General features: G+C 75.4%; 24 protein-coding genes. 15 read left to right on the forward strand and 9 right to left on the reverse strand.

Translation table 11 applies throughout. The annotated features are described in order from the left end of the window. Positions 1 to 180: 180 nt before the first annotated feature. Entirely contained in the window at positions 181 to 2,334 is a 2,154-nt protein-coding gene (locus AB0B83_RS22340) for a glycogen debranching N-terminal domain-containing protein (RefSeq protein ID WP_357579794.1), read from the forward strand. Positions 2,335 to 2,385: 51 nt separating this feature from the next. Continuing rightward, positions 2,386 to 3,687, forward strand: coding sequence for an NAD(P)/FAD-dependent oxidoreductase (locus tag AB0B83_RS22345; protein WP_151454800.1), 1,302 nt, complete (start codon positions 2,386 to 2,388; stop codon positions 3,685 to 3,687). Between the two features lie 61 nt (positions 3,688 to 3,748). Here the strand turns inward: AB0B83_RS22345 and AB0B83_RS22350 are convergent, their stop codons facing one another. Both AB0B83_RS22350 and AB0B83_RS22355 read right to left on the reverse strand, forming a co-directional pair. Further along, on the reverse strand, positions 3,749 to 4,540 hold the full coding sequence (locus AB0B83_RS22350) for a fused MFS/spermidine synthase (protein ID WP_357579795.1): 792 nt from the start codon (positions 4,538 to 4,540) through the stop codon (positions 3,749 to 3,751). 62 nt (positions 4,541 to 4,602) lie between these two features. Then, entirely contained in the window at positions 4,603 to 5,586 is a 984-nt protein-coding gene (locus AB0B83_RS22355) for a DUF2267 domain-containing protein (RefSeq protein WP_357579796.1), read from the reverse strand. A 213-nt stretch (positions 5,587 to 5,799) separates the two neighbouring features. Between AB0B83_RS22355 and AB0B83_RS22360 the strand changes: the two genes are divergently transcribed. After that, complete coding sequence (locus AB0B83_RS22360) at positions 5,800 to 6,114, forward strand: hypothetical protein (RefSeq protein WP_151454803.1); 315 nt, start codon at positions 5,800 to 5,802, stop codon at positions 6,112 to 6,114. Positions 6,115 to 6,187: 73 nt separating this feature from the next. Here AB0B83_RS22360 and AB0B83_RS22365 read toward each other — a convergent pair whose 3' ends face one another. Both AB0B83_RS22365 and AB0B83_RS22370 read right to left on the reverse strand, forming a co-directional pair. Then, positions 6,188 to 6,532 carry an STAS domain-containing protein gene (locus AB0B83_RS22365; RefSeq protein ID WP_357579797.1) on the reverse strand — a complete coding sequence of 115 codons (345 nt, stop codon included), beginning with the start codon at positions 6,530 to 6,532 and terminating at the stop codon, positions 6,188 to 6,190. Between the two features lie 59 nt (positions 6,533 to 6,591). Continuing rightward, positions 6,592 to 6,936, reverse strand: coding sequence for an STAS domain-containing protein (locus tag AB0B83_RS22370; RefSeq protein WP_357579812.1), 345 nt, complete (start codon positions 6,934 to 6,936; stop codon positions 6,592 to 6,594). 248 nt (positions 6,937 to 7,184) lie between these two features. On the opposite strand from AB0B83_RS22370, the gene AB0B83_RS22375 reads away from it, so the two are divergent. The 5 genes from AB0B83_RS22375 (at position 7,185) to AB0B83_RS22395 (ending at position 11,657) form a co-directional block, all read left to right on the forward strand. Next, positions 7,185 to 8,948 (forward strand): PP2C family protein-serine/threonine phosphatase, encoded by a 1,764-nt coding sequence (locus AB0B83_RS22375; protein WP_357579798.1) that lies wholly within the window; start codon positions 7,185 to 7,187, stop codon positions 8,946 to 8,948. Beyond that, a complete protein-coding gene (locus AB0B83_RS22380) occupies positions 8,945 to 9,997 on the forward strand; it encodes a cobalamin-dependent protein (protein WP_357579799.1) in 1,053 nt (350 codons plus the stop codon). Before AB0B83_RS22375 ends, AB0B83_RS22380 begins: the two co-directional genes overlap by 4 nt. 85 nt (positions 9,998 to 10,082) lie before the next feature. Then, complete coding sequence (locus tag AB0B83_RS22385; RefSeq protein WP_132238046.1) at positions 10,083 to 10,430, forward strand: STAS domain-containing protein; 348 nt, start codon at positions 10,083 to 10,085, stop codon at positions 10,428 to 10,430. Positions 10,431 to 10,500: 70 nt separating this feature from the next. Continuing rightward, entirely contained in the window at positions 10,501 to 10,947 is a 447-nt protein-coding gene (locus tag AB0B83_RS22390; protein WP_357579800.1) for a response regulator, read from the forward strand. Between the two features lie 161 nt (positions 10,948 to 11,108). Then, a complete protein-coding gene (locus AB0B83_RS22395; protein WP_357579801.1) occupies positions 11,109 to 11,657 on the forward strand; it encodes an ATPase in 549 nt (182 codons plus the stop codon). Positions 11,658 to 11,697: 40 nt separating this feature from the next. Here the strand turns inward: AB0B83_RS22395 and AB0B83_RS22400 are convergent, their stop codons facing one another. The 3 genes from AB0B83_RS22400 to AB0B83_RS22410 all read right to left on the reverse strand — a co-directional run bounded on the left by AB0B83_RS22400 (position 11,698) and on the right by AB0B83_RS22410 (position 14,471). After that, complete coding sequence (locus AB0B83_RS22400) at positions 11,698 to 12,546, reverse strand: hypothetical protein (RefSeq protein ID WP_357579802.1); 849 nt, start codon at positions 12,544 to 12,546, stop codon at positions 11,698 to 11,700. 373 nt (positions 12,547 to 12,919) lie between these two features. Continuing rightward, entirely contained in the window at positions 12,920 to 13,348 is a 429-nt protein-coding gene (locus tag AB0B83_RS22405; RefSeq protein WP_089000686.1) for an OsmC family protein, read from the reverse strand. Between the two features lie 169 nt (positions 13,349 to 13,517). Further along, positions 13,518 to 14,471: a serine/threonine-protein kinase gene (locus tag AB0B83_RS22410; protein WP_357579803.1), complete on the reverse strand. Its 954-nt coding sequence runs from the start codon at positions 14,469 to 14,471 to the stop codon at positions 13,518 to 13,520. A gap of 171 nt (positions 14,472 to 14,642) precedes the next feature. Here AB0B83_RS22410 and AB0B83_RS22415 point away from each other — a divergent pair, with 171 nt between their 5' ends. The 3 genes from AB0B83_RS22415 to AB0B83_RS22425 all read left to right on the forward strand — a co-directional run bounded on the left by AB0B83_RS22415 (position 14,643) and on the right by AB0B83_RS22425 (position 17,267). Next, on the forward strand, positions 14,643 to 14,876 hold the full coding sequence (locus AB0B83_RS22415) for a hypothetical protein (RefSeq protein ID WP_357579804.1): 234 nt from the start codon (positions 14,643 to 14,645) through the stop codon (positions 14,874 to 14,876). A gap of 179 nt (positions 14,877 to 15,055) precedes the next feature. Beyond that, positions 15,056 to 15,802 carry a response regulator transcription factor gene (locus tag AB0B83_RS22420; RefSeq protein ID WP_357579805.1) on the forward strand — a complete coding sequence of 249 codons (747 nt, stop codon included), beginning with the start codon at positions 15,056 to 15,058 and terminating at the stop codon, positions 15,800 to 15,802. A gap of 28 nt (positions 15,803 to 15,830) precedes the next feature. Next, positions 15,831 to 17,267, forward strand: coding sequence for a HAMP domain-containing sensor histidine kinase (locus tag AB0B83_RS22425; protein WP_357579813.1), 1,437 nt, complete (start codon positions 15,831 to 15,833; stop codon positions 17,265 to 17,267). Positions 17,268 to 17,367: 100 nt separating this feature from the next. Here AB0B83_RS22425 and AB0B83_RS22430 read toward each other — a convergent pair whose 3' ends face one another. Next, positions 17,368 to 18,222 carry an arginase family protein gene (locus AB0B83_RS22430; protein ID WP_357579806.1) on the reverse strand — a complete coding sequence of 285 codons (855 nt, stop codon included), beginning with the start codon at positions 18,220 to 18,222 and terminating at the stop codon, positions 17,368 to 17,370. A gap of 37 nt (positions 18,223 to 18,259) precedes the next feature. Between AB0B83_RS22430 and AB0B83_RS22435 the strand changes: the two genes are divergently transcribed. Continuing rightward, positions 18,260 to 18,943, forward strand: a complete 684-nt coding sequence (locus AB0B83_RS22435; protein ID WP_357579807.1) for a helix-turn-helix transcriptional regulator — start codon at positions 18,260 to 18,262, stop codon at positions 18,941 to 18,943. A gap of 133 nt (positions 18,944 to 19,076) precedes the next feature. On the opposite strand, the gene AB0B83_RS22440 is transcribed toward AB0B83_RS22435, so the two are convergent. Continuing rightward, positions 19,077 to 19,523 carry a VOC family protein gene (locus AB0B83_RS22440; RefSeq protein ID WP_357579808.1) on the reverse strand — a complete coding sequence of 149 codons (447 nt, stop codon included), beginning with the start codon at positions 19,521 to 19,523 and terminating at the stop codon, positions 19,077 to 19,079. Between the two features lie 138 nt (positions 19,524 to 19,661). On the opposite strand from AB0B83_RS22440, the gene AB0B83_RS22445 reads away from it, so the two are divergent. The 3 genes from AB0B83_RS22445 (at position 19,662) to AB0B83_RS22455 (ending at position 23,337) form a co-directional block, all read left to right on the forward strand. After that, positions 19,662 to 19,811 carry a hypothetical protein gene (locus AB0B83_RS22445; protein ID WP_165947858.1) on the forward strand — a complete coding sequence of 50 codons (150 nt, stop codon included), beginning with the start codon at positions 19,662 to 19,664 and terminating at the stop codon, positions 19,809 to 19,811. A 9-nt stretch (positions 19,812 to 19,820) separates the two neighbouring features. Continuing rightward, a complete protein-coding gene (locus tag AB0B83_RS22450) occupies positions 19,821 to 21,245 on the forward strand; it encodes a methyltransferase (protein ID WP_357579809.1) in 1,425 nt (474 codons plus the stop codon). Positions 21,246 to 21,324: 79 nt separating this feature from the next. Then, entirely contained in the window at positions 21,325 to 23,337 is a 2,013-nt protein-coding gene (locus AB0B83_RS22455; protein WP_357579810.1) for a sulfatase-like hydrolase/transferase, read from the forward strand. The last annotated feature ends 37 nt before the right edge of the window (positions 23,338 to 23,374 follow it).

Below are 23,374 nucleotides of genomic sequence, written 5' to 3' on the forward strand. Positions count from 1 at the left end.
CCGCCACCGGGGCCGTCACTGTCGGCAACCGCACAGTCGCGTGTCGGAAGTCCGCCGCTGTCGGCACCCGGCCTCGGGCCCGTCGGCCGGGGTTCCACGCGGCGTCCCCCGCGAACGGTCCGCGCCGCTTCACCCGGAGCGGGTGATGACGGACAGCGACGGTCTTCCTACGGTGGAGGCATGGCTGTCGTCCGTCCGACCCCCGCCGACCCCACACCCGGCCTGCGGGCCGCCGTCGGGCAGAGCGGCGACCAGCGGGCCATGCCGCCCGAGCTGGGCCCGGACTCCATCGCCGTGCTCAGCGGCCCGACCTTCATGTACTCCGACCCCTGCGGGGACGTCCCGCCGGGCAGCATCGGCGGCCTGGTGCACCTGGACACCCGGCTGCTCAGCGGCTGGGTGCTCACCGTCAACGGCGAGCAGCTGCTGGTGCTGCGCGCCGAGACCATCGACCACTACTCGGCCCAGTACGTGCTGACCAACCCGGCCCAGTCCGGCCTGCCGCCGGACAGCCTGGGCATGCGGCGGCTGCGGTACGTCGGCGACGGCTTCCACGAGCGGGTGGAGATGGTGTCCTTCCGGCCGGAGCCGGTCCGGTTGGAGCTGCGGCTGGCCGTGGGCGCCGACTTCGCCGACCTGTTCGAGGTCAAGTCGGGGGTTCGGGACCGCTCCGCCGAGATCACCCGCAGCCACGCGCAGGACGGCTCGGAACTGTGCTTCACGTACGCCCGGGGCGACTTCGCCGCCGAGACCCGGGTCTGCTGCTCCCGGCCGGCGGACCGGGTCGAGGGCGACGACCTCGTCTGGGACATCACCCTGCACAGACGCGAGGAGTGGTACGTCGACCTGCACGTGCCGCTGCCGCCGGGAATGGGGGTGGTGGAGCCCGTCCGGGGCGACATCGCCGACGTGATCCACCGCCGCGCCGACGACCCGGTGCGCCGCTGGGCCATCGGGCGGGCTGCGCTGCGCAGCGACAACCAGGCGCTGGCGCGGACGCTTGAGCAGACCCGCGACGACCTGGCGGCGCTGCGCCTCGACCTGGAGGTCAAGGGACAGCGGATCATGCTCCCCGGCGCCGGCCTGCCCTGGTTCCTCTCCGTCTTCGGTCGCGACACCCTCATCACCGCGTACCAGACGCTGGTCGCGGGCCCGGCGCTGGCGAGAGGCGCGTTGCTCGCGCTGGCCCGGTTGCAGGGCGACAAGTGCGACGACTTCACCGACGAGGAACCCGGCAAGATCCTGCACGAGGTGCGCAGCGGCGAGCTGACCCGGACGGGGGTGAAGCCGTACAGCCCGTACTACGGCAGCGCCGACGCCACCCAGCTCTGGCTGGTCCTGCTGTCCGAGTACTGGCGGTGGACCGGCGACGACGAGACCGTGCGCTTCCTGCGCGACAACGCGCTCGCCGCGCTGCACTGGATCGACAGGTACGGCGACCGCGACGACGACGGCTACGTCGAGTACGCGACGCGCTCCCCGGAAGGGCTGGGCAACCAGTGCTGGCGCGACTCCCCGGACGGCGTCTGCTTCGCCGACGGGCGTATTCCCGTGCTGCCGATCGCCACCAGCGACCTGCAGGGCTACACCTACGACGCGAAGCTGCGCCTGGCCGAGCTGGCCGACGGGCCGCTCGCCGACCCCGACCTGGCCCGCCGGCTGCGCGCCGAGGCCGAGGCGCTGTACGAACGCTTCAACCGCGACTTCTGGATCGACGCCCGGGGCGGCTTCTACGCGGTCGGGTTGGACGGCGACAAGAACCCGATCGACTCGAAGACCTCCAACATGGGGCACCTGCTGTGGAGCGGGATCGTGCCGCCGGAGCGGGCCGGCGCGGTGGTGCGGCAGCTGATGGGCGAGGACATGTTCTCCGGTTGGGGGATCCGCACGCTCTCCTGGGACGATCGGCTCTACAACGCCCTCGGCTACCACCTGGGCACCGTCTGGCCGCACGACAACTCGCTGGCGGCGCTCGGCATGGCCCGCTACGGCTACCGGGCGGAGGCGAACCGGGTCAGCCTTGCCCTGCTCGAGGCGGCCGAGCAGTTCGGTCACCGGCTGCCGGAGGCGATGAGCGGGTTCCCCCGGGAGCGGCTGCTCTTCGCGATCCCGTACCCGACCGCGTGCAGCCCGCAGGCGTGGGCGGCCGGCGCGCCGCTGGCCTTCGTCCGGGCGATGCTCAACCTGAACCCGGTGGACGGCCGGCTGGTCCTCGACCCCGACATCCCGCACGAGATCGGGCGGATCGCCGCCGAGCGGGTGCGGGCGTTCGGGCGCTGCTGGGAGGTGGAGGCGGTCGGGCAGACCGGGCACGTCCGGCTGGCCGAGTGCTGAATCGTCCGACCCGCCACGTTTGCCCCGCTCCGGGGTGGGAACGGGGCGGCAATGACGAAACCTCGTGTGGTGATCGTGGGGGCCGGGTTCGCCGGTTACCACGCGGCGAAGACGTTGAGCCGGCTGGCCCGGGGCCGGGCCGAGATCGTGGTGCTGAACTCCACCGACTACTTCCTCTACCTGCCGCTGCTACCCGAGGTGGCCGCCGGCGTGGTCGAGCCCCGACGGATCTCCGTGCCGCTGACCGGGACGCTCGACGGGGTGCGGGTGCTCATCGGCGAGGCCGACCACGTGGACCTGCAGAACCGCTGGGTCGGCTTCACCCAGCCGGAGGGGGACCGCAACCGGATCGCGTACGACCGGCTGGTGCTGGCCGTCGGCAGCGTGAACAAGCTGCTGCCGATCCCCGGTGTGACCGAGTACGCCCACGGCTTCCGTGGCCTGCCCGAGGCCCTCTACCTGCACGACCACGTGATCCGGCAGATCGAGCTGGCCGAGCAGACCGACGACCCGGCCGAGCAGCAGGCGCGCGCCACCTTCGTGGTCGTCGGCGCCGGCTACACCGGGACGGAGGTGGCCGCGCACGGCCAGCTCTTCACCGACGAGCTGGTCTCCCAGCGCCCCCGACTCAAGATCCGCCCGAAGTGGATGCTGCTCGACGTCGCGCCCCGGGTGCTGCCGGAGCTGGACCAGCGGATGTCGGAGACCGCCGACCGCGTGCTGCGCCGCCGGGGCGTGGACGTGCGGATGGGCACCTCGGTGGCCGTGGCGACCGCCGACGGGGTGACGCTCACCGACGGCGACTACGTGCCGACCTGCACCCTGGTCTGGTGCGTCGGCGTGCGTCCCGACCCGTTCGTCGCCGAGCTGGGACTGCGCACCGAGCGGGGCCGCCTGGTCGTCGACGAGTACCTCAGTGTCCCCGGCTTCCCCGAGGTGTACGCCTGCGGCGACGCGGCCGCCGTGCCGGACCTGGCCCGCCCGGGGCAGATCTGCACCATGACGGCGCAGCACGCGCAGCGGCAGGGCAAGCTGGCCGCGCACAACATCGCCGCCTCCTACGGGCAGGGGCGACGCAGGCCGTACAAGCACCACGACCTGGGCTGGGTGGTCGACCTGGGCGGCAAGGACGCGGCGGCGAACCCGTTGAAGGTGTCGCTGTCCGGGCTGCCCGCCAAGGCGGTCACCCGCGGCTACCACCTGCTGGCGATGCCGGGCAACCGGATCCGGGTGGGCGCCGACTGGATGCTCGACGCCGCGCTGCCGCGCCCGGCCGTGCAGCTCGGCCTGGTCCCGGCCAACGCCGTGCCGCTGGAGAGCTCCTCGCCGGAGGTGGCCGTCCGGGCCCGCTGACCGCCCGCTCGGTGCGCTCGCGGCGATCGCCGACACGTTCCGCTCGCAGGGGCGGGTCGCCTCAGCGCGGGGCGAGGGCGGCGTCCGTGGCGGGTCGGGCGCCGGCGACGAACGCGTCCAGAGTCGGCCCGTGCAGCACCCCGCCGGGCACCGGATCCCGTGCGGCCCGGGCGGTCAACCGGGCCACCGGCAGCCGCCCGGCGCGCAGCGCGGCGGCGAACACCACGTTGCCGTACCGCCGCCCGCGCAGCATCCGGCGGTCGGCGACCAGGCAGACGTCGGCGAAGACCACCCGCAGGGTGGCCGCCTGGACCCGGGCGAAGACCAGCGGCGGCAGGTCGGTCACGTTGACCAGGTAGATGCCGTCGGGGCGCAGCGTCCGGACCACCTCGGCGACGAACTCGACGCTGCGCACGTGCGCCGGCATCCGAGCCGCCCGGTAGATGTCGGCGAGCACCAGGTCGTAGCCGGCCGGCGGCGCGTCGACCAACGCCTCCCGGGCGTCCGCCACCCGCACCTCGACCTCGGCGGGCAGCGCCGGTAGCTCCCGCGCCACGAGGTCGACCACCGCCGGGTCGCGTTCCACGACCAGTTGCGCCGACCCGGGCCGGGTCGCGGCCAGGTAGCGCGGCAGGGTCTGCGCGCCGCCGCCGAGGTGCAACACGTCCAGCGGCAGGCCGGGCGGCGCCGCGAGGTCGGCCACCGCGGCCATCCGCCGCACGTACTCGAAGTGCAGGTGACGGGGCTCGGTCACGTCCACGTAGGACTGCTCGACGCCGGCGGCGAGGAGCGTACGCCCCGTCGGTCGGGCCGGGTCGACGACCAGCTCCAGCCGGTGAGCGTCGGGGGCCATCCCCGCAGGCTAGCCGAGCCGGAGGCGGGCCGGTGGGCGGGCACCCGCCGGCCCGCGCCGGGTCAGCCCGTGGCCATCCCGGCGCCCGCCTCGTCGATCGCGTCGTCGACGGCGTGGGCGAGATCCACGTCCAGGGCCGTGACGGCGTCCGCCTGCCGGGACCGTACGGTCAACACCGCGGTGGTCGGGCCGGACCGGCCGATCCGCGGGCCGCGACCGGTGTCCTGCCGCAGCAGGTCGAGCCGGTCCAGCACCCGGTCCAGGTTGTCCGGCGGCAGCTCGACCGCGCGGTAGAGCACGTTCCCGTCGCTGGACCAGTACGGCAGCCCGCCGAGCGCCTTCCGCAGGTCCGCGTCGCTGAGCGGCGGCGTGGCGCGGGTCGCACCGACCAGCCCGCCACCGGCCGGCGGCGCCGGTTCCAGTAGGTCCCGCAGACCGTCCGGTACGTGCAGCGACTCGATCAGGTCGCCGTCGTGGTCGGCGAGTGCCGCGACGGTCGCCTCCGCCGCGTAGCGGGCCTGCTCCGGTGTACGGCCGCTGATCCGGCCCACTTCGGCCAGAAAGCCCGGCAGGTCGCGGTGCCGCTCGATGCCGTCCACGGGGACGACGTCGTGCAGGCTCGACGGCACCGCCGACAGTAGCCGCCGGCGTTCCGCCTCGCCGAGGGCCCAGGCCAGGACCAGCACCGTCGACTCGACGCCCACCTTGGCGGTCCGGAAGTCGGCCCCGGTACGGCGGACGACGTCGTCGACCAGTGCGTGGTAGCCGATCGGCGTCACACCGGGCGCGCCGGCGCCCTGGTCCGGGACCGGGCGGGGGGTCTCGGGGACGCCCGCCGGTGGCGGTGCCGGCCCGCCCCGCGTGCTGTCCGGCTTGTGGCGGCTGCCGGCCGGCGGCGGCCCGGCGCGCTTGCCCTGCTCCAGGTGGGTGAGTTGCTTGGAGGCGCTCAGGCTGGCCCCCGTCTCGCTGGCCTGCATGCCACGCTCGCGGGCCTGGCGGGCCAGCGCGCGGCGACGTTGGTTGTCGCCTTCCATCTGCTTGCGCATGGTGACACCTCGCTTCCGCTGGTGTTCCCTCGCTTCCGCCGGTCGCGTTCCCGTCGGCGCCGGCACCGAAACGGACGCCGACGGCCGGGCCGGCGACGCCCGGATGGGCGGCGGGACAGCTTCATCCGGCGGGGGTGAGGGGCGGTCACCCGGCGGGAGCCGACGATCGCAGCGGACCGGAGAACTTCCGAGAACGCGGAAGGACAGGTCGTGATGAAGAGGATCGTCGAGATCGTTCCCGCCCGACCCGGCTGGTACGCCCGCTGGCGCCTCTCGCCCGAGGACACCCGCTGCTACCCGGTGAGCCTGTGGGCGCTGCTGGAGGAGGGCGACGGCTCGGGTCGTGAGGTGGTCGGGGTGGACTGCATCGGGCAGTGGCCCGGGGCGGACGACAACGAGGCGGGTGGGGTGTTCGTCCGCTATCTCTTCCAGACTCCCGATTCCGGGCCGCCGGAGGACGCCGAGCCGCCGACGACGGGGCAGCGGCGGACCACCGGCCCCCGGCTGCAACCGCTCACCGCGCCCTGATCCTCACTCCGGCCCCCGGCCCCTGGTCCCAGGGTCGGGGGCCACCCCTCGCCCGCGCGGAGCCCGGCCGGCCTCAGCCCGCCCGGCGGGCGGCGCCGTCGCTGCCGCGTTCCACCGCGAGCAGCTCGGTCAGGCCGGTGCGGTCGAGCAACTGCTGGAGCTGGGGGCCGACTCCGGTGAGTCGGACCGCGCCCGTGCCGTCGTGATGGGCGGTCAGGAACGCGCTGAGCCCGGACGAGTCGCACAGGCTGACCCCGCTCAGGTCGAACAGAAGCTCCTGGTAGCCGTCCCGGCGCAGCTCGGCGGCGGCGGCGACGAGTTCCGGGGCGGTGTCGAAGTCCAGCTCACCGGCCAGCCGGAGCCGGGCGCGCCCGGCGTCGAGCCGGGTCACCTCGATGGTCAACAGCTGAGCGGCCATGCGCCCATGTTCCCAGCCGCGGGCCCGGGTGCAAAGCCGGGGGGGCCGGGCGGAGCTCGTCAGGCCGTGCCGGCGGTGCCCTCCGTCGCCACCAGGCCCTCGCCGAGCGGCCGGGCGAGCAGGCCCGTGACGCCGGTCATGTCGAGGATCGTCGCCAGGAACCGGGGCACGGCGCACAGCCGGAGGGCGGTGCCGCACTGCTGCCCCTCGCGCCACGCGTGCACGATCACTCCCAGGCCGGTGCTGTCGATGAAGAGCAGGCCGGTGAAGTCGAGGACGAGGGCCGGCGGAGCGTCGGCGAGGATCCGGTCGACCTCGGCGCGCAGCGGCCCGGCGGTGGTGTAGGCGAGGTCGCCCCCGACCCGGATGAGCGGTGCGGCGGGATCCGACCGGTCGACGGTCATGCTCAACGGAGTCGCCTCGGGTTGGCTCCCACGGGACAGCACGATCACGCCCTTTCGCAGGCCGCCGAGGGGCGGGGATGCAGGGATCGTAACAACGCGCCGCAGGTCCCGCCGGGCACCGAGCGCCGACCGCACGACGGGCGTCGGGTGGCGTTCGCGGCGCACCGGCGTAGGGTGGGTGCGAGAGATCCGACCACCTGTGCTGCCTCCCGGTGGTACGGGTTTCGACAAGGAGTGGGGCTCAGCCGGTGACTGCTGCGGACGTCCGGGACTCAGATCCCGGCGACGGGCGGGTCTTCTCCACCCCGAGTGCCGCACGGGCCATGGCGTGGTCCGCCGGCGCCCCGGAACGCCCGGCCTCCGCGCTCCCCGCACTGGCGGCCGACCGGGAGCATGCGGCGCCCGACTGGTCCGAGGTCGTCGAGCACTTCCGTGAGGGTCTCGTCGTCTGCGACGCGCAAGGGGTCGTCCGGCACGTCAGCCCGGTGGCCGAGCGGCTGCTGCCCGAGGTCACCCCGGGCGAGCTGCTCGTGGCGGCCAACCTTGCCGGGCTGACCGCCGACGGCGAGTTCACCCACCGCGACCGCCGGCTGCGCGTGCGCCGGGTGCCGCTGTCGGCCGCCCGCTGCTGCTGGTATGTCGAGGACGTCACCGAGAGCGTCACCCGCGCCGACGCCCTGCTGGCCGAGCGGGCCCGCTCGGCGTTCCTGGCGGTCGTCGGCGAGAAGCTCGGCAATCCCCTGCACCCGGACCGGGCCGCCGCGGCGGTGGTCCGCCTCGCCGTGCCGACGCTGGCCGAGGTGGCGGTGCTGGTGCTGGCACCCCGTTCCGGTCGGGCGCGCTGGTGGCGGGCCGCCCGCAGCGACGACGACGCCCCGGTGGTGGACAGCGGCATCCTGCCCGCCGTAGACCTGCCCGCGGCGATCACCGAGGGGCTGGACGGCGGGGAACCGCACACCCTCGACTGGCTGGCGGAGCAGGCAGCGGAGGCCGGCTGGCTGCCCGGGCTGACCGCGGCGGAGGCCTGCGTACGGGTGGTGCCGCTGCCCGGTCGCGACGCCCCGGCCGGTGTGCTGCTGGTCGCGCGGCGCGTCGAGCGTTGGTACGACGAGGCCGACGTGGACCTGGCCCGTGCCTTCGCGGCCCGGGCGGGGGCGGCGCTGACCACGGCGCTGCTCTACCGCGACCAGGCCGAGGTCGCCGACACGCTCCAGGCGAGCCTGGTGCCGGTGGAGCCGGCCGAGGCGACCGGGGTGCAGTGGGGCACCGCCTACCGGCCGGCCCAGGCCGGGTTGCGCATCGGCGGCGACTTCTACGGCTCGCACCGGCTGGCCGACGGCGGCTCCGTGTTCTTCCTGGGCGACGTCTCCGGCAAGGGCGTCGAGGCGGCGGTCTTCACCGGCCAGCTGCGTCAGTGCCTCCAGGCGCTGCACCGGGTCGAGTCGCAGCCGGGGCGCCTGCTGAAGCTGCTCAACGACGCGCTGCTGGAGACCAGCCAGGCGCAGGGGCAGGGGCGTTTCGCGACAATGGTGCTGGGAGTGGTTCGCGCGCATCGCGAGGGCGGCCTGACCCTGACCCTGGCCGGCGGCGGGCATCTGCCGCCGCTGGTGCTGCGCGGCTCCGGCGAGGTCGAGCCGGTCCCGCTGTCGGGCATGCTGGTCGGCGTGGTCCCCGATCCCCGGATCGGGGAGGTGACCGTCCGGCTGGAGCCGGGCGAGACCTGCCTGCTCTACAGCGACGGGGTGACCGAGGCGCGCGGCGGTCGCCGCGGCAACGAGCAGTTCGGCACGGAGCGGCTGGTGCACGCGGTCACCGGCTGCCAGCGGATGCCCGCGCCCGCACTGGCCGAGCGCGTCGAGCAGGTGACCTGCGACTGGTTGGCCCACGGCGACCACGACGACATCGCCGTGCTCGCGCTGCGCGCGACCGGTCCGGGCGGGCGTACGGCCAGGCACCTGCACGCGGTGCCCGACGCGAGCGGCGCCGCCGAGGCGAGGGAGACCCGGTCGTGACCGCCGCCCCGACCGCCGACGCCACCCCGGCAGGCGCCTGGCCCGGATACCTGGACTCCCTCCAGGAGGCGGACGAGTACGCCGCCATCGAGGTGGCCACCGGCCTGCTCGAGGCCGGCGTGCCCGCCGAGCGCGTCCTGCTCGACCTGGTCGCCCCGGCGCAGGCCGAGGTGGGGGAGCGGTGGGCACGCAACGAGTGGAGCGTCGCCCAGGAGCACGCCGCGACGCACATCAGCGAGCGGGTGGTGGCGGCGGTGGCCGCGTACGCGAATCCGCGCCCGACGCGGGGCCGGGTGGTGGTGGCCTGCATGGACGGCGAGTGGCACGCCCTGCCGCCCCGGCTGGTCGCCGAGGTGCTGCGGCTGCGGGGCTGGCAGGTCACCTTCCTCGGCGCGAGCGTCCCCGCCCCGCACCTGGTGTCGTACCTGCACCGGCACGACGCCCACGCGGTCGCGCTCGCCTGTGCGCTGCCGATGCGCCTGCCGCACGCGCACCGCATGATCGAGGCGTGCCGGCGCGTGGACGTCCCCGTGGTGGTGGGGGGCCGGGGGTTCGGCGCGGACGGCCGCTGGGCCCGGCGGCTCGGTGTGGCCTGGGCGCCCGACGCCCCGACCGCCGCGAACCTGATCGGCGACGAGCGCGCACTGCGCCGCGTCCCGCCGGCGGAGTTGAGCCACCTGGCCGACGACGAGTACACCAGCCTGCTCAAGCGGCGCGGTGAGCTGATCGACGGCGCGCTGGCGGACCTGCGGGAACACGACCCGGGGACGCGTGACTACACGCCCAGTCAGCTGGACTCCACCGTCAGCGACCTGGGCTACATCGTGGACTTCCTGGCCGCCGCGCTCTATGTCGACGACGGCTCGCTGTTCACCGAGTTCGTCGACTGGCTGGTCGAGATCCTCACCAGTCGGGGTGTGCCGGCCCCCGCCCTGGGGTCGACTCTGGAACACTACGGGCGGGTCCTGCGCGACTTTCCGCGGGCCGCGCGGTTCCTCGGGGCGGCGCGGTCGTCCCTGGCCAGGGCGGGCGACTCCGGGGCGCGATGAGCGCCGGTGCGGCCGTGTCGGGTGCCCCTGCTTATACTTGCCACACTGCAAGCATCCGCCTGCGGTGGAGCGAGGGGGTCCAGGGGTGACGTTCACGGTCACGTACGCCGACCGCGACGGCGGGGCGACGCGCCTGCGGCTGGCCGGCGAACTCGACCTGAGCACCGCGCCCGAGCTCAACGCCGCCATCGACCGGCTGGTCGACGCCGGCGAGCGCCGCCTGCTGGTGGACCTGACGGAGCTCACCTTCTGCGACTCCACCGGGATCGCCGCCTTCGTCCGGGGCGACAACCGGGTCGCCGCCGACGGCGGGTGGCTGCGGGTCACCGGCGCCACCGGCCGGGTCGACCGCGTGCTCCAGGTGACAGGGCTGGCCGAGGTGCTGAGGCACGAGTCCGGCAGGGCCGACCCGACGGCGCGGTCCGCCGGCTGATGGGCTAGATTTCCCCGCCGGCACAGAGCGCCTCGCGATTCTCCGTTCCACCGACCCGAAGCAGGTAGTGATGGGTGCAGACACCCCGAGTCCGGTTCGCATCCTGGTGGTGGACGACGACCCGGGCGACGTGTTGATGATCGAGGAGGCCCTCGCCGACTCCGACGTCGACAAGGTCATCGACGTCGTCAGCGACGGCCAGGAGGCGATGGAGTTCCTGCGCCGCGAGGGGCGGCACACCGACGCCCGGCGGCCCGACGTCATCCTGCTCGACCTGAACATGCCCCGGATGGACGGGCGCCAGGTGCTCGGCGAGGTCAAGAGCGACGAGGACCTGCGTACGATCCCGATCGTCGTGCTGACCACCTCCAACGCCGACACGGACATCGTGGGCAGCTACACGCTGCAGGCCAACGCCTACGTCACCAAGCCGATCGACCTGGACGACTTCAACGACGTGGTGCGCCGGATCGACGAGTTCTTCGGCCGGGTGGTCGTGCTCCCCAAGCGCTCCTGAGGCGCACCCGGGCGGATCGGCCCGCAGGGTCGCGCGCCGGCGCCCAGCCTTGCGGGCGTCCGCATGGTGAACATTTTTCCCGAAGCCCCTCCGCTGCCGCCCCCAGCGCCGAGGATCCAGGGTGGGGAAGGAAACCACCGGCTGCCTGGGGGGGCGACAGTATGAGGTTCTGCGTCGTGGAGACCGGCTACGACCAGCGGCAGGTCGATTCCTGCCTGGACGAGATCGGCGTCCGGCTGGCCCGGCTCGCCGCCCGGACGGAGGGCGCCGCGAGGGCCGGTCGCGAGTGGGACGAGATCCGTGACGAGGCGACGGCGCTGCGCGGCCTGCTCGAACGGCTGGACCTCGGCGACGCGGACCGGGCCCGGCGCGGCGCGCACGACGCCGATCGCGAGGCGGTCGACCTGCTGGCCCGGGCGCGGGTCGAGCTCGACGCGGCCCGGGAGGAGGCCCGGCAGGTGCGCGAGCGCGTCTACGCCGAGGCCGTGCAGGCCCGTCGGGACTTCGAGGAGGCGCTGTACGCCCGGCGCAGGCGCGAGGCCCGGGTGGACCGGATCCTCGACGGGCTGACCGTCGAACCGGTCCCGGCGGACACTCCGACCGCCGCGGCCGGGGTGCCCGGCAGCGGGGTGCCGGCGACCCGGATCGCCGCCCGGGGCAGCGCGGACGCGTCCAGCGAGCCGCCGGGCGGCCGCGCCGGGATCCGCTGACCCTCGCCGGCCGGTGACCGGCGCGGCCAGCCGGCCGCCGTCAGGTCAGCGCGGCGACGACCGTGGTGGCCAGGCCTTCGTGCTGGGCGTACGCGTCGGGGAAGGCCGAGACCTGCACGGCCTGGGCGGCGCCGGCCACGCTCATCTGCTGCCAGCCAGGGACGTCCCGCAGCGCCTCGTAGAAGGCCCGCGCGGCGTACGACGGGCGCATGAGCTCGCGTACGGTGCCCCAGCCGCTGCTCGGGCGCTGCTGGAACAGGCCCACGGAGTCGTGGTCGGAGCCGCTGCCCTGGTGCGGGTACCGGCTGGACTCCGGAAGCACGTCGCTGGCGAGGTTGTAGAGCCGGCTCTCCTGCATCGCGGTCGCCACGGCCACCACCATGGCGCGGCGGGGCATCTTCAGTTCGGCGCCCACGTCGACGATGATCTTCGCGTTGTCCATCTGCGCCTGGGTGAGCCCGGCGACCGGTCGTGGGCGGGGTGGCGGGGCCGGCTTGCGCGGGGCCTTGCGGGTGGCCGAGGGGGTCGGCTTCGGCGTCGGGCTGGGGCTGAGCGTCGGCGAGGGCGAGGGCGAGACGGCCCGGTCCAGGGACCGCGAGGCGCGGTCGTCGTCGACGGCCCGCTCGGCCAGCGCCTCGGCCACGGGTTCCCGCGCGGCGTCGGCGTCCTCGCGCGTGCCGGCGAACGCGGCCACGCCGAGGCAGCAGGTCACGCCGGTGGCGAGCGCGACCCGGACGGGGGTCGAGGCGAGCAGGGCCCGGCCGCCGCGACGCTGCCGCTCCGCAGCGCGATGACGGCCTGTCGTCCGTTCGGTCGAGGCGGGATCGTCCGGGCGGGTGGCCGGGCGATCCTGGGTCAGCTTCTGGTCGAGGGGATCGTCGGGGTGCACCCGCCGAGGCTAGAAAGGCGAGCGCGTCTTGCCATCGGCCTGGTTGGTGGCATGCGCCACAATTTGCGCCGATCTGCGGGCCGATTACCCCCGGCGGGTCATCAACGCCGCCAACCACCCTTGTCGACTCTTTCGCATATATCCGATTAGGGATAGCTAAGCGGGCGGAGAGCCGATCGCGGGCTCGGGCCCCGGGCCGCCGCCGAGCCTCCACCGAACGGTGGAGGCCGCCGTGGGCCACCCGCCCGACCGCCCGTCGGCCCCCGAGGCGACGGCGCAGGCCGTACCGGCGGCGGTGGTGCAGGTCGTACCGGCGGCGGTGGTGGTGGAGCTGCCGCGCGTCGTAGGGACCTGGGACCGCCGGCAGGCCGGGTCAGTGCCGGCCGTTCTCCGCCGGGGTGACGGTGAGCCGGTGCCGGCTGCCGTCGCCGCTGGAGAAGGGCCACAACCGGTCCGCGTGCTCGACCAGCTCGGCCAGCTGTTGCCGGCTCAGCCCCGCCGACGAGATGGAGGCGTGCACGTCGGCCCGGTACCGGCCGTCGTCGTCGCGCCCGAGCTTCGCCTCCGCGCGTACCTGCACGGTGTGCGCCTCATCGGTGATCTCGCCCGCCGCCTCCACCGCCGCGTGGTGCAGGCAGGACGCGAAGGCGGCGGCGAGCAGTTGCTCCGGGGTCAGCCCCGAGCAGTGCGGCGCCAGTGGAGACGCCAGGGCCGTGGACAGGCTCCCGTCGTCGGTGCGTACGTGGCCGCCCTCGGCGGTCGCGGTGGCCGTCTCGTTCAGCCAGGAGCTCGATTCCGGCATCGCGTTCCTCCCGTCGCTCACCCGCCCGGCTACCCGGCCCCCGGACGGTGAAACGCGGGCGACCGGTGGGCGGCCCGAAGGACGCCGGGCGGAAGCGGCCCCACGACGCCGGCCTGGCCAGGCCGCGGAAAGGAGGCTCAGCCGGCGTGGCCGGCCCGCGGGAGGAGGCTCAGCCGGCCTGGGTGGACCAGTCGGGAACGGGGGCCGCCTCGGTCGCCTCGGCCGCCGCCCGCTCGGTCCACGGCGACATCGACCCGACGCGCTGTCGTGGCGCCATGGGCTGCTGTAGCGGCACGTACACGCGGGCGTCCACCGCCTCCGCCAGCAGCAGGGCCGCCATCAGGCTGGACGGCCGGTCGGCCGGGTCGTCGGCCAGGCAGCTCGCGCACAGGTCGGCCACCTCCGGCGGCAGCCCCTCGATCTCCGGCAGCGGCAGCGGCGGTTGCCGCCGGCGCGCGCCGAGCAGCTGGGTCGGGGTCGTGGTGCCCGCCTGGTACGGCAGCCGCCCGGTCAGGCAGTAGTAGAGCAGGACGCCGAGGGCGTACATGTCGGCGGCGGGTGTGACGGGCGCCCGTTCCAGCTGCTCCGGCGCGAGGTAGGCGGGAGTGCCGACCACCATCCCCTCCGGTGACCGGTCCGGGGTGCCGGACGGGGTGGCGATGCCGAAGTCGAGCACCTTCACGCCGGCCGGGGTCAGGATCACGTTCGCCGGCTTGACGTCGCGGTGCACGATGCCGTGCGCGTGCGCCGCGGCCAGTGCGGCGCTCACCTCGGCGCAGACCCGTACGGCGATGCGCCAGTCCAGCGGCCCGGCCCGCAGGTGCGCGGCCAGCGTCTCGCCCTCGGCGAGTTCCATGACGATGTAGGGCAGCTGGCCCTCGGGGCCCGGCCCGCAGGTGCCGAAGTCGTGCACGGAGGCCACGTTCGGGTGCACCAGCCGGGCGGCGGAGCGGGCCTCCGCGCGGATGCGCTCCACAGAGGTGTCCTGGCCCTCCTGCCCGGGGGACATCACCTTCACCGCGACCGGCCGGTCCAGCACCGCGTCGTGGGCCCGCCAGACCTCCGACATGCCGCCGATGCCGATGCGCTGTTCGAGCCGGTATCGCCCGTCCAGCGTTCTCATCGACCGCTCCCTGCTCTTCCTGGCCCGTCCCTCGACAGGTCCCCAGGGCAGCGGTACCCGACCTCCGATCAGGGCAAACCGCTGCCGGATCCGGGCGGGGCCGCCCACCGCTGCGGTAGCTTGCGAGCCAGGGCCGCTGCGGGGCGGCACTGCGGGAAGGCGGGCGCGCGGATGAGCGAGGTGACCGTACGCTTCGTCGGCGGCCCGGCCCACGACCTGGTCCGGGCGGTGCCCGCCGAGCCGGACGGCTCCCCGCCGGCGCACTGGATCCTGCGTCACCCCGAGGGCGCCGGGCCGGCCACGGCCGGCGGACCGGACCACCTCTACCAGCGCGAGCAGCCCACCGGCGGCGGCACCTGGACGATGCGCTTCGTGCACACCTACCCGGTGGGCATGACCGAGTGAGCTCGCCCGTCGCCCGTCGGGCGAGGCGGCCAGCGGTCGTGGTCGGGCCACCACGGCGGCGACGACCACCGCCACGTCCCGGGCGGCGGGTCGCCCGGCGGCGGACGGGCGCCCGGCACACAGCGGGGGCACAGGTGGCGCACAAGCCGGGCACAGCGGCCCGGCGCACGATGGGGGCCATGGTGACGGACGGGCAGGTCGGGGCGGGCCGGGTCGAGCTGCGCCGCCCCGACGGGGAGCCGGTGCGGGTGCTGGTGGTCGACGACGAGCCGACCCTGGCCGACCTGCTGTCGATGGCGTTGCGCTACGAGGGCTGGCAGGTGCGTACGGCGGGCGACGGCACGTCGGCGCTGAACGCGGCGCGGCAGTTCCGGCCGGACGCCGTGGTGCTCGACGTGATGCTGCCCGACCTGGACGGCTTCCAGGTGCTGCGCCGGCTGCGTGAGCAGGCCCCGACCGTGCCGGTGCTCTTCCTGACGGCGCGGGACGCGGTGGAGGAACGGATCGCCGGGCTGACCGTCGGCGGCGACGACTACGTCACCAAGCCGTTCAGCCTGGAGGAGGTGATCGCCCGGCTGCGGGCGCTGCTGCGCCGCTCGGGCTTCGCCGTCGCCGCCCGCCCGGACGCGGTGCTGACCGTCGGCGACCTCAGCCTCGACGAGGACAGCCACGAGGTACGCCGCGACGGCTGCCCCGTCACGCTCACCGCCACCGAGTTCGAGCTGCTGCGCTACCTCATGCGCAGCCCGCGCCGGGTGCTCAGCAAGGCGCAGATCCTCGACCACGTCTGGAACTACGACTTCGGCGGCCAGGCCAACGTGGTGGAGCTGTACATCTCGTACCTGCGGAAGAAGATCGACGCGGGCCGGAAGCCGATGATCCACACGCTGCGTGGCGCGGGGTATGTCCTCCGGCCGGCGGAGTGAGTGGGCCGCCGCCCGGCTGCGCCACCGGCTGGCCGGGGTGTCGCTGCGGACCCGCCTGGTGGTCATCCTGGTCGCCCTGCTGGCCCTGGTCAGCGTGGCCATCGGCGGGATCACCACGGTCGCGCTGCGGCAGTTCCTGATCGACCGCGTCGACGACCAGTTGACGCCGATGCGGACCGGTCCCGGTCGGGGCGTGCCGTCGCCCTTCGAGGCGCCACCCTTCGGGCCGGACGCCCGGATTCCTCGGGGCCTGCCACCGGGGACCGTCGCCGCCGAGGTGGCCGACGGCCGGGTGGTCCGGGCCTGGACCCTCGCCGACCGGGAGGAACGCGCCGTCCCCGCCGGGGACCTGGCCGGCCTCGCGGACCTGCCCACGGACGGCCGGCCCCGCACCCGTGAGCTGGGCGAGCGCGGTGCCTACCGGGTGGTGGCGCGCCAGCTTCCGGGCGGGACCGTGCGGGTGCTCGGCCTGCCGCTGTCGGGCGTGTCGGAGACCGTCTGGTGGCTGGTCGCCGCGCAGGCCGGCGTGGCGACCGCGGGGCTGCTCGTCGCCGGCGGGGCCGGCGCCCTGATCGTGCGGGCGACCCTGCGCCCGCTGCGCCGGGTCGCCACCACCGCCGGCCGGGTCAGCGAGCTGCCCCTGGACCGCGGCGAGGTCGCGCTGTCGGTGCGGGTGCCGGCCGCCGACACCGACCCGCGCACCGAGGTGGGGCAGGTGGGCGCGGCGCTGAACCGGATGCTGGGGCACGTCGGCGCCGCGCTCGCCGCCCGCCAGGCCAGCGAGACCCGGGTACGCCAGTTCGTCGCCGACGCCAGCCACGAGCTGCGTACGCCGCTCGCGGCCATCCGGGGGTACGCCGAGGTCGCCCGGCGCGGCCGGGACGAGGTGCCGCCCGACGTGGCCCACGCTTTGCGCCGGGTCGAGTCCGAGAGCGCCCGGATGACCCGACTCGTCGACGACCTGCTGCTGCTCGCCCGGCTCGACTCGGGCCGGCCGCTCGTGGTGGAGCCGGTGGACCTGTCCGCGCTGGTGGTGGACGCGGTCGGCGACGCGCACGTGGCGGGGCCGGAGCACCGGTGGCGGCTCGACCTGCCGGACACCGTGGTCCGCGTCCCCGGGGACCCGGCCCGGCTGCACCAGGTACTGGCGAACCTGCTGGCCAACGCCCGGGTGCACACCCCGCCCGGCACCACGGTCACCACCACCCTGCGGGTCGACGGCGACGTCGCCGTGCTCGATGTCGCCGACGACGGGCCGGGCGTGCCGCCGGCGCTGCGGGCCGAGGTGTTCGAACGCTTCTCCCGGGGCGACAGCTCCCGGTCCCGGGCGCACGGCAGCACCGGCCTGGGCCTGGCGATCGTGGCCGCCGTGGTGGAGGCCCACCACGGCACGGTCGAGCTGGACGGTCGGCCCGGCCGGACGGTGTTCACCGTCCGGCTGCCGGGAGCCGGCTCCGGCGGGTGACCCGTGCCGGGCCGCGCCATGGGCCGGCTCCGGCGGGTGACCCGTGCCGGGCCACGGGCCGGTGCCGCGGTGACCGTCGGGCGGGCCGGACGGGCGACGGTCAGTCGGCCAGCAGTTCGGCGAGGGCCTGCCCGACACGCTCCGCGTGCCGCCCGTCGGGGTCCTCGTCGGCGTTGAAGTCGGTGACGCTCATCCCGATCAGCCGACCCGAGCGGACCAGTGGTCGGGCCAGCGCGATGAGGTCGGCCCAGTCCAGCCCGTCCGGCTCGGGATAGCTGACCGCCGGGAGCACCAGCGGGTCGAGCACGTCGAGGTCGAGGTGCAGCCAGGCCGGCGTCGTACCGACGGCGAGATCCCGGCCCACCGCCGCCGCGTCGGCGCCCCGCAGCCGGGTGGCCGGCACCAGGTGGACGGCGGGGTCGATCCGGGAGGCCTCCTTCCCGTCCGTCGCGGCCCGGTCGAGCGGCCGGTGGCCGAGCAGGTGCACCTGGTCGGGGTCGACCAGCGGCCCCTCCCGGTCGAGGACCCCCGCCGGGCCGTGGTCGGTGACGATCGACAGGTCCATGTCCGCCGCCTCACCGGTGGGTGAGGTGCGGCCGTCCTCGAAGTCGAGGTGGGCGTCGAGGAACCACAGGTCGAAGCCGGCGGGCAGCCCCGCCAGGATGCCGGGCAGGATCGCGCAGTCGCCGCCGAGCACCAGCGGATGCCGTCCCGAGCCGATCAGCGTCGTCGTGCTGGCGGCGATCGCCCGGCCGGCGCGGCGCACCTGGTCGACGCCGATCACCCCGGTCTCCGGGTCCCGCACCGGGTCGGTGATCAGGGCGTCGACCGTGCCGGCGTCGGCCGCGCCCAGCAGGCCCAGCAACCCGGCGGTCCGCAGTGCGGCGGGCGCCCGGTGCTCGCCCCGGCCGCGTCCGGAGGAGTCGAGGGGAGCGTCCAGCACCGACCATCGCACACCCGGAGGCTAGCCCGGCCGTGGCAGGCTGGGCGGCATGTACCGGGAACGTCCGGCCGGGTTCGCCGGCGCGGTGCTCTGGACCAGCGCCACGACGGCGGGCGCCGCACCGACCAGGGTGCTCCCCGACGGCTGCCTCGACCTGCTCTGGTCGAGTCGCGTCGGGCTGCTGGTGGCCGGGCCGGACCGCAGGGCGCACCTCAGCGGTGGCGGGCCGGCGGAGCGCTGGGTGGGGCTGCGGTTCCCGCCGGGCACCGGGCCCGCCGTGCTTGGCGTACCGGCCGTCGAGCTGTGCGACCGCAGGCTCGCCCTGGCCGACCTGTGGGGCGAACGGGAGGCCGCCCGGCTGACCCGGCGGGTGGAGGCGGATCCGGTCGCCGCGCTGACGGAGATCGCCGTACGGCGGCTGGGCGCGGCCGGCGGGCCCGATCCGCTGGGAACCCGGGTCGCCGCCGCGCTGGCCGCCGGCGGCACCGTCGCCGCGATCGCCGCCGGAGCGGGCCTCGATCCGCGCGCCCTGCACCGCCGCTGCCAGCACCTGTTCGGGTACGGCCCGAAGACCCTGGCCCGGATCCTGCGGATGCGGCGGGCGCTGGCGCTGGCCCGCGCCGGCACGCCCCTGGCCGAGGCGGCGGCCCGCTGCGGCTATGCCGACCAGGCCCATCTCACGCGGGACGTGCGCGACCTGGCCGGGGTGCCGCCGACCGCCCTGCTGCGCTGAACCCTCGGCGATCTTCCCGGCCGGGCGAGCGCTGACGCTCCGCGCGTTCCCGGTGCGGTGCCGCGTGGATCCGCACCGTCGCCCACGGGGCCCGACGGGTCGAGTTCCGGTGTCCGGCGGGGCCGGTACACGTTCAGCTCTGGGGGAGCGGGGCGAACAGGTCCACGCCGTTGCCGTCGGGGTCGAGCACCACCGCGTACCGCTGGCCCCAGTAGGCGTCCCACGGGGGCAGGTGACCCTCGTGGCCCTCGGCCACCAGCTCCGCGTAGAGCCGGTCCACCTCCGCCGGGTCGGCACACAGGAAGGCGAGGCTGGCCCCGCCGCCGCCCCCGGGCTTCCAGTCGGGGTCGAACGCGCGGACGGTGTCGGCGGTGTCCCAGGCCAGCCGGATGCCGCCGGGCAGGGTGACCTCCACGTGCGGCGCGGTGTCGGCGTCGGCGGGGATGTCGAGGCCGAGCCGCCGGTAGAAGGCGAGGGAGCGGGACAGGTCGCTGCTGACCATGCCGATGAGATCGAGTCTGGGTGCCATGGCTCCCACCGTAGGGAGGCTCCGGGCGCCCGTCTTGAACGAAACGGACAACCGGGCGGAGTGTCGGGTGTGCCCTTCACGACCGGGACGATCGGCGTAGCGTGTCAGACAAGTCCGGCTTTGCGGGCAAATCCCCCGAGGATCCTGCCCGCGTACGCCGACATCGAGACGCGAGGAAAGGAGCGGTCGGTGGAACACCTGGCCTACCTGGACGCGGGGTCCGGCAGCCTGATCGTGCAGGCGGTGGTCGGCGGGGTGGCCGGCGCCGCGGTGGCGGCCAAGCTCTACTGGCGGCGACTGGTCGACCGGTTCCGCCGCCAGCCCACCGACCAGCGCTGACCCCGGCCGATGGCGAACTCCCGCACCGGCCTGCGCGCCGAGCCAGCCTCCTTCCGCGACCCCGCCAACCGGGTCTTCCACCTCGACGGCGAGGTGCTGCGCGGGCTGGACGAGCAGGCCGCCGGGGAGTGGCGCGCGCTGACCGCCAGCGACTTCTTCCCGCCACTGCTCGCCGCCGGCAAGGTGTGCGGCACCGAGGCGGTCGACTCGCCGGCCGTGCCGTCGGCCGACCGGTGGGCCGCCGTCCTGCGCCACGAGCGCATCCCGTTCGTCTCCCACCCGTACGAGTGGTCCTTCACCATGCTGCGCGACGCGGCGCTGCTGCACCTGGAGATCCTGCGGGCGGCCCTGCCGGCCGGGTTCACCACGAAGGACGGGTCGGCCTACAACCTCCAGTGGCGGGGCGCCGAACCGGTGTTCATCGACGTCGGCTCGTTCACCCCGGCCCGCGACGGCGAGCCCTGGGCCGGCTACCGGCAGTTCTGCCAGACGCTGCTCTACCCGCTGCTGCTCGGCGCCCACCTCGGGCTGGACTTCCAGCCCTGGCTGCGCGCCCGGGTCGACGGCATCGAGCCCGAGCAGATGCGCAGGCTGTTCGGCGGCGTCCGGCGGCTGCTGCCCGGCGTGCCCACCCACGTGCACCTGCACGACGCCATGCAGCGACGCAACGCCCGGGCCAGCACCGCCGACGTGCGGTCCCAACTGCGGGCCGCCGGCTACTCGCGGGAGTTGGCGCTGGCCACCGTACGCGGCATCGAGAAGCTCGTCCGGCGGCTGGAGCCCCGCCGCACGGCCAGCCACTGGGTCGACTACCAGCGCACCTGCGCGTACACCGCCGACGACCGGGCCGCGAAGGAACGCTTCGTCGCCGAGGCGCTGGCCGACGGACCACGGCCCCGCCTGGCGCTGGACCTCGGCGCCAACGACGGCCGGTACGCCCGCCTCGCCGCCCGGCACGCCGACTACGTCGTCGCGGTCGAGCAGGACCCGGGCGTCGTCGACGGGTTCTACCGGGACCTGCGCGCGGCGGGGGAGCGGCGGATCCTGCCCCTGGTGATGGATCTCGCCGACCCGTCGCCCGGCGGCGGCTGGCGCGGCGTCGAGCGGGCCTCGTTCGCGGACCGGGTGGAGGCGGACGCGGTCCTGGCCCTGGCCGTGGTGCACCACCTGGCGATCGGGCGCAACGTGCCCCTGCCCGAGGTGCTGGACTGGCTCGTCGGGCTCGCCGCCCCGGGCGCCCGGGTGGTGGTGGAGTTCGTCCATCCCGAGGACCCGATGGCCCGGCGGCTGCTGGCCAACAAGCCCGAGGGGCTCTTCCCCGACTACCGGCCGGCCGAGTTCGAGCGGCTGCTCGCCGCGCGCTGCCGGATCGCGCGACGACTCGACCTGCCCTCGGGCACCCGGACGCTCTACGCGGCGGTCGTGGGTGGCTGAGCCGGCGCCCCCGGACGGCACGTGCGGCGACCGGCCGTCGGGCGACGGGCCGTCGGGTGCCGGGCCATCGGGCGACCGGGTGTCGGGCGACCGGCCGTCGGGTGCCGGGCCGTCGGGCGACCGGCCGTCGGGCGAGCGGGTTTCCGGTGGCTGGGCTGCCGGTGGCCGGGCGGGCGGCTGGCGTACGGAGCTGGGCCGGCTGGCCGAGGTGGCGGGGCTCGTCGGGCTCGTGGTCACCCAGCCGCTGCTGGACGTCCTCGGGCGCAGCCCCGACTTCTTCCTGTTCCACCGGGCCGACCGTGGGGAGATCATGCTGCTGGTGGCATTGGTCGCGCTGGTGCCCACCGCCGCCGTCGCGCTGCCCGGCGCGCTGTCCCGCCTGGCCGGACGCACCGCCCGCTCGGCCACGCACACCCTGCTGGTCGGCCTGCTGCTCGCCGCGCTGGCCGTGCAGATCGGCCGGCACGGTACGCCGCTGCGGGGCGTACCGCTGCTGCTGCTCGCCGCGGTGGCCGGGGCCGCCGGGGCCGCCGCGCACCGGCGCTGGCGCGCGCCCGGGCGGATGCTGCGGCTGGCCGCGGCCGGGCCGCTGCTGTTCGTGGGGCTGTTCGTGTTCGTCTCGCCCACCTCCACGGTGGTGATGCCACGCGGCGAGGGCGGCGCCGCCGGGGTGGCCGGACCCGGCAACCACCCGCCCGTGGTCGTGCTGGTCCTCGACGAGCTGCCCCTGGTCTCCCTGCTCGGCGCGGACGGGCGGATCGACGCCGCCCGGTTCCCGCACTTCGCGGAGCTGGCCGGCGGCTCCACCTGGTACCGCAACGCCACCGGCGTCAGCGGCTGGACGCCCTACGCGCTGCCGGCCATGCTCACCGGCCGCTACCCGCAGCGGGCGGTGGCGCCGCACTACTCGCAGTACCCGGACAACCTCTTCACCGCCCTCGGTGGCCTGTACGACGTCCGCGCCGAGGAGAGCATCACCCGGCTCTGCCCGCCCAGCCGCTGCGAGCAGCCGGTCAGCCCGGAGCAGGGGATGGGCGTGCTGATCCGGCAGGCCGGCGGGCTGCTACGCCAGGTCACCGCCCCCGTCGACAGCCGCGTCGACCCGGAGGACTCGTACCGCGAGCAGACCCGCGCGGAGGGGGGCATCGACGCCGCCGAACCGGTTCCGGCGGACCCGAAGTTCCGCTGGGACAGCCTCGACGACAACCAGCCGGCCCGCTTCACCAGCTTCCTCGCCGGACTGCGGCCGGCGCCCCGGCCCACCCTGCACTTCCTGCACCTGCTGATGCCCCACTCGCCGTGGGCGTACCTGCCGTCGGGGGCGCGCTACGACGCCCCGCCGGACCTGCCGAACGACGGCGACGGCTGGGCCGAGCTGGCCCGTCGGCGGCACCTCGCACAGCTCGGCTACACCGACCGGCTGATCGGGGAGACCCTGCGTACGCTGCGGTCCACCGGCCTCTACGACCAGGCCCTGCTGGTGGTCACCGCCGACCACGGCGTCAGCTTCACCCCCGGCGCCCAGGGCCGGGGCATGGGCGCCATCCGGACCGCCCCCGACGAGGTCGCCTGGGTGCCGACGTTCGTCAAGACCCCCGGCCAGCGCGCCGGCCGGATCGACGATCGGAACTGGCAGCACGTCGACCTGCTGCCCACCATCGCCGACGAGGCGGCCATCCGGCTCCCGGGGCCCGTCGACGGCCGGTCCGCCCGGCAGACCCCGCGCGCCGAGGCGGGCAAGGTCTTCTACGACCGCCCCGGCCAACCGACCCCCGTCGCCGGCGGCGTGCCGGCCCCGATCGCGCCGCCCGCGCCCCACCCGCTGGTGGGCGCCGCCGTCGGCGACCGCCCGACGGGCGGCACCGCCCGGGTCGCCGACCTGGCCGCATTCGACGCGGTGGACCCGGACACCGGACGGCTGCCGGCCGCCGTCTGGGGCGACGTGCCCGACGACGTGCCCGACGGCACACCCCTGGCGATAGCCGTCAACGGCCGGATCGGCGCGGTCGTCCCCGTGGTACCCCGCGACGCGGGGCGTTCCGCACCGCCGACCAGGTGCTGCTCTCCGGTGTCCAGGGCATCACCGACCTGATCACCACGCCGGGTCTGATCAACCTGGACTTCGCCGA

The organism is Micromonospora sp. NPDC049060 (assembly GCF_040649055.1).
GTDB lineage: Bacteria > Actinomycetota > Actinomycetes > Mycobacteriales > Micromonosporaceae > Micromonospora > Micromonospora reichwaldensis.

What these genes read in the sequence shown, in the direction of transcription:
- AB0B83_RS22340 (WP_357579794.1), top strand. Translation starts at nt 181, where the DNA reads ATGGCTGTCGTCCGTCCGACCCCCGCCGACCCCACACCCGGCCTGCGG.
- AB0B83_RS22345 (WP_151454800.1), top strand. Translation starts at nt 2,386, where the DNA reads ATGACGAAACCTCGTGTGGTGATCGTGGGGGCCGGGTTCGCCGGTTAC.
- AB0B83_RS22350 (WP_357579795.1), bottom strand. Translation starts at nt 4,540, where the DNA reads ATGGCCCCCGACGCTCACCGGCTGGAGCTGGTCGTCGACCCGGCCCGA.
- AB0B83_RS22355 (WP_357579796.1), bottom strand. Translation starts at nt 5,586, where the DNA reads ATGCGCAAGCAGATGGAAGGCGACAACCAACGTCGCCGCGCGCTGGCC.
- AB0B83_RS22360 (WP_151454803.1), top strand. Translation starts at nt 5,800, where the DNA reads ATGAAGAGGATCGTCGAGATCGTTCCCGCCCGACCCGGCTGGTACGCC.
- AB0B83_RS22365 (WP_357579797.1), bottom strand. Translation starts at nt 6,532, where the DNA reads ATGGCCGCTCAGCTGTTGACCATCGAGGTGACCCGGCTCGACGCCGGG.
- AB0B83_RS22370 (WP_357579812.1), bottom strand. Translation starts at nt 6,936, where the DNA reads ATGACCGTCGACCGGTCGGATCCCGCCGCACCGCTCATCCGGGTCGGG.
- AB0B83_RS22390 (WP_357579800.1), top strand. Translation starts at nt 10,501, where the DNA reads ATGGGTGCAGACACCCCGAGTCCGGTTCGCATCCTGGTGGTGGACGAC.
- AB0B83_RS22395 (WP_357579801.1), top strand. Translation starts at nt 11,109, where the DNA reads ATGAGGTTCTGCGTCGTGGAGACCGGCTACGACCAGCGGCAGGTCGAT.
- AB0B83_RS22405 (WP_089000686.1), bottom strand. Translation starts at nt 13,348, where the DNA reads ATGCCGGAATCGAGCTCCTGGCTGAACGAGACGGCCACCGCGACCGCC.
- AB0B83_RS22410 (WP_357579803.1), bottom strand. Translation starts at nt 14,471, where the DNA reads ATGAGAACGCTGGACGGGCGATACCGGCTCGAACAGCGCATCGGCATC.
- AB0B83_RS22415 (WP_357579804.1), top strand. Translation starts at nt 14,643, where the DNA reads ATGAGCGAGGTGACCGTACGCTTCGTCGGCGGCCCGGCCCACGACCTG.
- AB0B83_RS22420 (WP_357579805.1), top strand. Translation starts at nt 15,056, where the DNA reads ATGGTGACGGACGGGCAGGTCGGGGCGGGCCGGGTCGAGCTGCGCCGC.
- AB0B83_RS22435 (WP_357579807.1), top strand. Translation starts at nt 18,260, where the DNA reads ATGTACCGGGAACGTCCGGCCGGGTTCGCCGGCGCGGTGCTCTGGACC.
- AB0B83_RS22450 (WP_357579809.1), top strand. Translation starts at nt 19,821, where the DNA reads ATGGCGAACTCCCGCACCGGCCTGCGCGCCGAGCCAGCCTCCTTCCGC.